Raw genomic sequence first — 5,643 nt, forward strand, 5'->3', positions numbered from 1 at the left:
TTCCAAATGCTTCGCCCCTACTAACAACTGACTAATGACTCATACCAACCAACCTTTTAAACGCTTGGCTATATGGGGACGACGTAGCTTTCGCATGGCTTTACTTTGGATTTGACGGACTCGTTCGCGGGAAAGGTTAAACATATTCCCCACCTCTTCTAGGGTGCAGGGTTCACTGCTAGTGAGTCCATAGCGGAGGGAAATGACATCTTTTTCCCTGGGGGTAAGTACGTCTCCGAGAACTTCCCAAATCTCCTGACGCATCATGTTTTCGTTCATTTTGGCTTCGGGAGACTGGTTGTCTTCATCTTCTAGCAAATCCATTAATTCTGTGTCTTCTTCTTTACCGACACGGTGGTTAAGGGACAGGGCTTGACGACGCAGTTGTTGAAGTTGACGCAGTTGGTGAACTGTAATTTCCAAAGCTTCGGCCATTTCGGCCTCTGTGGGATTCCGAGCGAGTTTTTGTTTGAGTTCCCGTTGGGCTTTTTTTAGTTTATTAAGTTTCTCAACAATATGGATTGGTAAGCGAATAGTTCGGGCATCATTAGCGATCGCTCTGGTAATTGCTTGTCTAATCCACCAATAAGCATAAGTAGAAAACTTATATCCTTTATCAGGATCAAATTTTTCAGAAGCGCGGTTTAAACCCATTGCTCCTTCTTGAATTAAATCGAGAAAAGGGACACCACGATTTAAATATCGTTTAGCAATAGATACGACTAACCGGAGATTGGAGCGAATCATTTTTCGCTTGGCCACTCTACCTTGATACAAGCGGCTTTCCAGTTGTTTTTCTGTTATCTCTAATTGCGAAGCCACCTGCACCTTACTAGGCTGCGCTCCTAGTTCTAATTCCAAAGCTGCTTGCAATTCTTTGACTTCTTCTAAAAATCTCACCCGTCGCGCTAATTCCACTTCTTCATCAGGTTTGAGTAGGGGATAACGCGCCATTTCCTTAAAAAATGCGCCAACAGCATCATCATTTTCGGTTTTATTATATCCCGAAGGACGGGCTGCGGCCATGTCATCGCCATTGCGCTCTTCTGATGCCAAGTTTTCGACAATTGTAGCATCTTCATATACTACTTGATCTAAACTCTCAATTGATGGTTCTTCATGATCAGTAATATTCTCTAGTATTTCCATTGTTCCCAATTCAGCAAGATTCATAGTTTCCGTTAGAGATGGTTGCTTTGTTTGGTACATAATTTCATGACAACAGCCTCTTTCAGGCTTGGTAGTTTTCCCTTGAGGACAAATACACCCTTCTTCTCTAGCAAAATCTTCTCTTTTTAATCATTCCTCGTCTGGAATGGAAATCAGTATTTGTCCATTATTTTGAGTTATGGCTAGATACGACCTATAATCATTAACGACTTTAGCACTCACAAAAAACTATTTTTTTCAGAAACCCAATAGACATATTCTCTATGCTTTTCTTGATTACTAAATAGGTCAAACCCCCTAAGACTAACTTTAACAAATATCAAAAACATAGAGAAAGAAGCCTATCTATCTATCTTAAATGATCTAGGGAAAAATCAGTTACTTGTTGCCTGTAGTCTGTACATAGCTTCCGTGTAAAGGTGATAAATCACCGAAAAATGATATATATTAAATTTTCGTGTATTTTTTGCAAAGTTTTCAGGTTTGTCCGGCTGAAATCATCAGAGTAATTGAATAAATCGCCATTTTGGTACTAGAGTTATTTATCTCTCCGAAAATTTACTAAATGATCCAAATTACAAAAATGGTAACTTCTAATCCGGATAATATTTATCGTTTAAAAGCATCTCATATTCAAAAAATATTTAATATCTATCAATAGGTTGAAAAACTCTATGCCTTATTTCGTAGCTCAATCTCATGATTGATTAATAACATAATTTACTAGTTAATCAAGATGTTACAAATCACATAAAAATCTGGAAGTTTAATCACTTAATTACCTACTTACTCATGATTACTCATTACTTCGGCATATTTCTCAAGATAGGTTTTGCAGCTTGAGTATCCCAGTCGGTAAGTCAACAAAGCATTAAAAGAATGCAGAATTTAGAATTTAAAATTTAGAATTACGTTTTGCAACGGGGATTTTACCCCGACGCAAAACCCGCTGCTTGTAGAAGCAGGGGACTTTAACCCCCAAAAGGACTTACGCCGTTGTGTACTAGTAGATTACATAAATTAGAGATTATCAAGGATTATGGGTAATTGAAGTATTGTAAAATACTATTTACACAAAGTAAAACCAAAGGATAGAATTAAACCTTGTGTGTGAATACAATATTTGTTTATAAATCGAAAATTTATGTATAGTATTGGTACAAAATCATCTGTTATCGCTGTAGCTGAACCAGGAGGATCATATCAATCTCTAGCAAAATTACCTGAATGGGTGGAAGTGCTTGTAGACTGTCCAGGATGTTCAGATTTATTTACCTATAAAATCCCAGCACAGTTAGCAATCAAACCAGGAGATATTTTAAGCGTTCCCTTTGGTGCGACACAGGTAGGGGCGATCGCTATCCGCTTATTAACTGAACCGAATCTAGATATTCCCTTAGAAAAAATTCGAGAAGTAGAAGATGTAGTTAGTGAAGGGTTTTTTCCTGCTGGTTATTGGACATTACTCAACCGTGTTGCAGCCTATTACTATACACCTCTAATTTTAGTAATTCGCGTCGCTTTACCACCAGGCTTATTAGGAAGATCACAACGTCGTTTACGGTTGACTTCTCTGGGTAAAAAAAATCTGGCTATTTATATTAGTCCTATAGCCCAGCAAGTAATTACACTTTTAGAAAAAACCCCAACAGCAGACTATAGTTATCACTACATCCAACAAAAAGTTAAAGCCGCATATCGCGGAATTCGGGAATTAATCCGCTTAGGTTTAGCCGAAAATTATTTAGAACCGCCACAACTTACCAAACCTAAATTACAAAAAGCTGTCACACTTCTAGATAATAATCATGACGATTTAACAGCCCGTCAAAAAGAAATTGTGGAAGTTTTGCGACGACGAGGGGGAGAAATATGGCAAAGTGAATTATTACAACTTTGCAGTACCAGCACTTCCACCCTAAAAGCCTTAGCAGATAAAGGCTATATAGTCATTGAGGACAGGGAAATATTACGCAGAGAACAAGGCCCCACAGTAGCCGCAGATTGGGCAAAATCCTTAACACCAGCCCAAAATAACGCCTTAGAAACGATTAATTCCTTAACCGGATTTGCTCAAGTATTGCTACATGGGGTGACAGGTTCAGGAAAAACAGAAGTATACTTACAAGCCATAGCACCATTACTTGAACAAGGAAAATCGGCCCTTGTTTTAGTTCCCGAAATCGGCCTCACACCTCAACTTACAGATAGATTTCGCGCCCGATTTGGTCACAAAGTCCACGTTTATCACAGCGCCCTTTCTGACGGTGAACGTTACGACACCTGGCGACAAATGCTCACAGGAGAGCCGCAAATCATCATCGGGACTCGCAGCGCCATTTTCGCTCCTTTACCCAATCTAGGCTTAATTATCCTGGACGAAGAACACGATAGCAGCTTTAAACAAGATTCTCCTATTCCCACTTACCACGCCCGCACCATCGCTCAATGGCGAGCCGAATTAGCACATTGTCCCCTAATTTTAGGTTCTGCGACTCCCTCTTTAGAAAGTTGGGTAAGTGGAAATCAACTATATTTATCATTACCAGAACGCATTAACTCGCGCCCATTACCACCTGTGGAAATCGTGGATATGCGTCAAGAGTTAAAAGAGGGAAATCGGTCTATTTTTAGTAGAAAGCTGCAAAATGCGCTGCAACAATTAGCAGAAAGACAACAACAGGGAATATTATTTATTCATCGGCGCGGACATAGTACCTTTGTTTCTTGTCGCAGTTGTGGTTATGTGTTGGAATGTCCCCATTGTGATGTATCCCTAGCTTATCATCATGTGGAAGAGGGAGCGCCGGAATTATTGCGCTGTCATTATTGTAATTATGGGCGTTTACATCCTCCCCATTGTCCCGAATGTAGTTCCCCTTATTTAAAGTTTTTTGGCAGCGGTACTCAACGGGTAGCGCAGGAATTAACTAAGCAATTTCCCAATTTGAAAATAATTCGCTTTGATAGTGATACCACCACCACTAAAGGTTCACACCGGAAACTTCTTACCCAGTTTGCTAACGGTGAAGCCCATTTATTAGTAGGGACACAAATGCTGACAAAAGGGTTAGATTTACCCCAAGTTACCCTTGTGGGTGTAGTCGCTGCGGATGGATTATTGCACTTATCTGATTATCGCGCCAATGAACGCACATTTCAAACTTTGACCCAAGTTGCGGGAAGGGCAGGAAGAGGGGATGATCCAGGGAGGGTAATTGTCCAAACCTATACTCCAGAACATCCGATTATTGAAGCAGTGCAAAAACATGATTATCAATCTTTTGCTGATGCAGAGTTAGCACAAAGACAAACTCTGAATTATCCTCCCTATGGGAGATTAATTTTATTGCGATTAAGTAGTTTAGATCCCATTCAAGTCCAAAACACAGCCCAAATCATTGCTACATTTTTGAACAATAAAGAAGGATTTGAGATATTGGGACCTGCACCAGCTAGTATTTTACGAGTAGCTAACCGTTATCGTTGGCAAATATTACTCAAGTTTGATCCTGACGCTTTACCAAATTTACCAGATTGGCCAGAAGTGCGAACTGCTTGCAGCAGCGCTTCGCTATCGCTTTCTCCTGTTTCTGTCAGTTTAACAATTGATGTAGATCCGATTAATATTATGTAGTCGAATGATTTAAAACGAATCATAAAATCCATGAATTCATCTGCGTTTATCTGCGTTTATCTGCGGTAAATAATTCAGGAAATCTTACTTCATGCAGCTTCATATTAATTTGCAATAACTCAAACCCCCAAAAATTAGTTAAATTAGCGGTATGCTGCCATGAAGAAACCATAGAGACAAATATGCCAAGAACACAGAAAAACGATAACTTTGTTGACAAATCCTTTACCGTGATGGCAGATATCATCCTCAAGATATTGCCAACCAACAGAAAAGCTAAAGAAGCCTTTGTTTATTACCGAGATGGGATGTCCGCACAGGCAGAAGGCGAATACGCTGAAGCTCTAGACTACTATAAAGAAGCCTTAGAAATGGAAGAAGACTCCAATGATCGGAGTTATATTCTCTATAATACGGGCTTAATTTATGCCAGTAACGGTGATCATAATAAGGCTTTAGAGTATTATCATCAGGCCATTGAGTTAAATCCACAATTACCCCAAGCCTTGAATAATATTGCGGTGATTTATCATTTTCAAGGTGAAAGGGCTAAGGAAACCGGAGATCATGACGGTGGAGAGGCATTGTTTGATCAAGCGGCAGATTATTGGATTAGAGCAATTCGCATGGCTCCCAATAACTATATTGAAGCTCAAAACTGGATCAAAACCACCGGGCGATCGCAAATTGACATATTCTTTTAACTTAGTCATTAGTCGGTTATACAATTTTACATGACAACTGACAACTGACAACTGACAACGGACAACTGTACGGGCGAAGCATTTGGAGAACTATTTTTGGCAATGACCGATAATTTATCTTCCAAATGCTTC

At 39.6% G+C, this 5,643-nt stretch carries 3 protein-coding genes; 2 read left to right on the forward strand and 1 reads right to left on the reverse strand.

Annotated elements, in window-relative coordinates:
* Nucleotides 1–39: 39 nt before the first annotated feature.
* Nucleotides 40–1,209 (reverse strand): RpoD/SigA family RNA polymerase sigma factor, encoded by a 1,170-nt coding sequence (locus FJR08_RS01630; protein ID WP_148764522.1) that lies wholly within the window; start codon nt 1,207–1,209, stop codon nt 40–42.
* 1,105 nt (nt 1,210–2,314) lie between these two features.
* Between FJR08_RS01630 and priA the strand changes: the two genes are divergently transcribed.
* A complete protein-coding gene (gene priA, locus FJR08_RS01635) occupies nt 2,315–4,807 on the forward strand; it encodes a primosomal protein N' (RefSeq protein WP_168631940.1) in 2,493 nt (830 codons plus the stop codon).
* A 182-nt stretch (nt 4,808–4,989) separates the two neighbouring features.
* Nucleotides 4,990–5,511, forward strand: a complete 522-nt coding sequence (locus tag FJR08_RS01640; protein ID WP_168631941.1) for a photosystem I assembly protein Ycf3 — start codon at nt 4,990–4,992, stop codon at nt 5,509–5,511.
* The last annotated feature ends 132 nt before the right edge of the window (nt 5,512–5,643 follow it).

Origin of the sequence: Dolichospermum sp. UHCC 0260 (assembly GCF_009711985.1) — a bacterium.
GTDB lineage: Bacteria > Cyanobacteriota > Cyanobacteriia > Cyanobacteriales > Nostocaceae > Dolichospermum > Dolichospermum lemmermannii.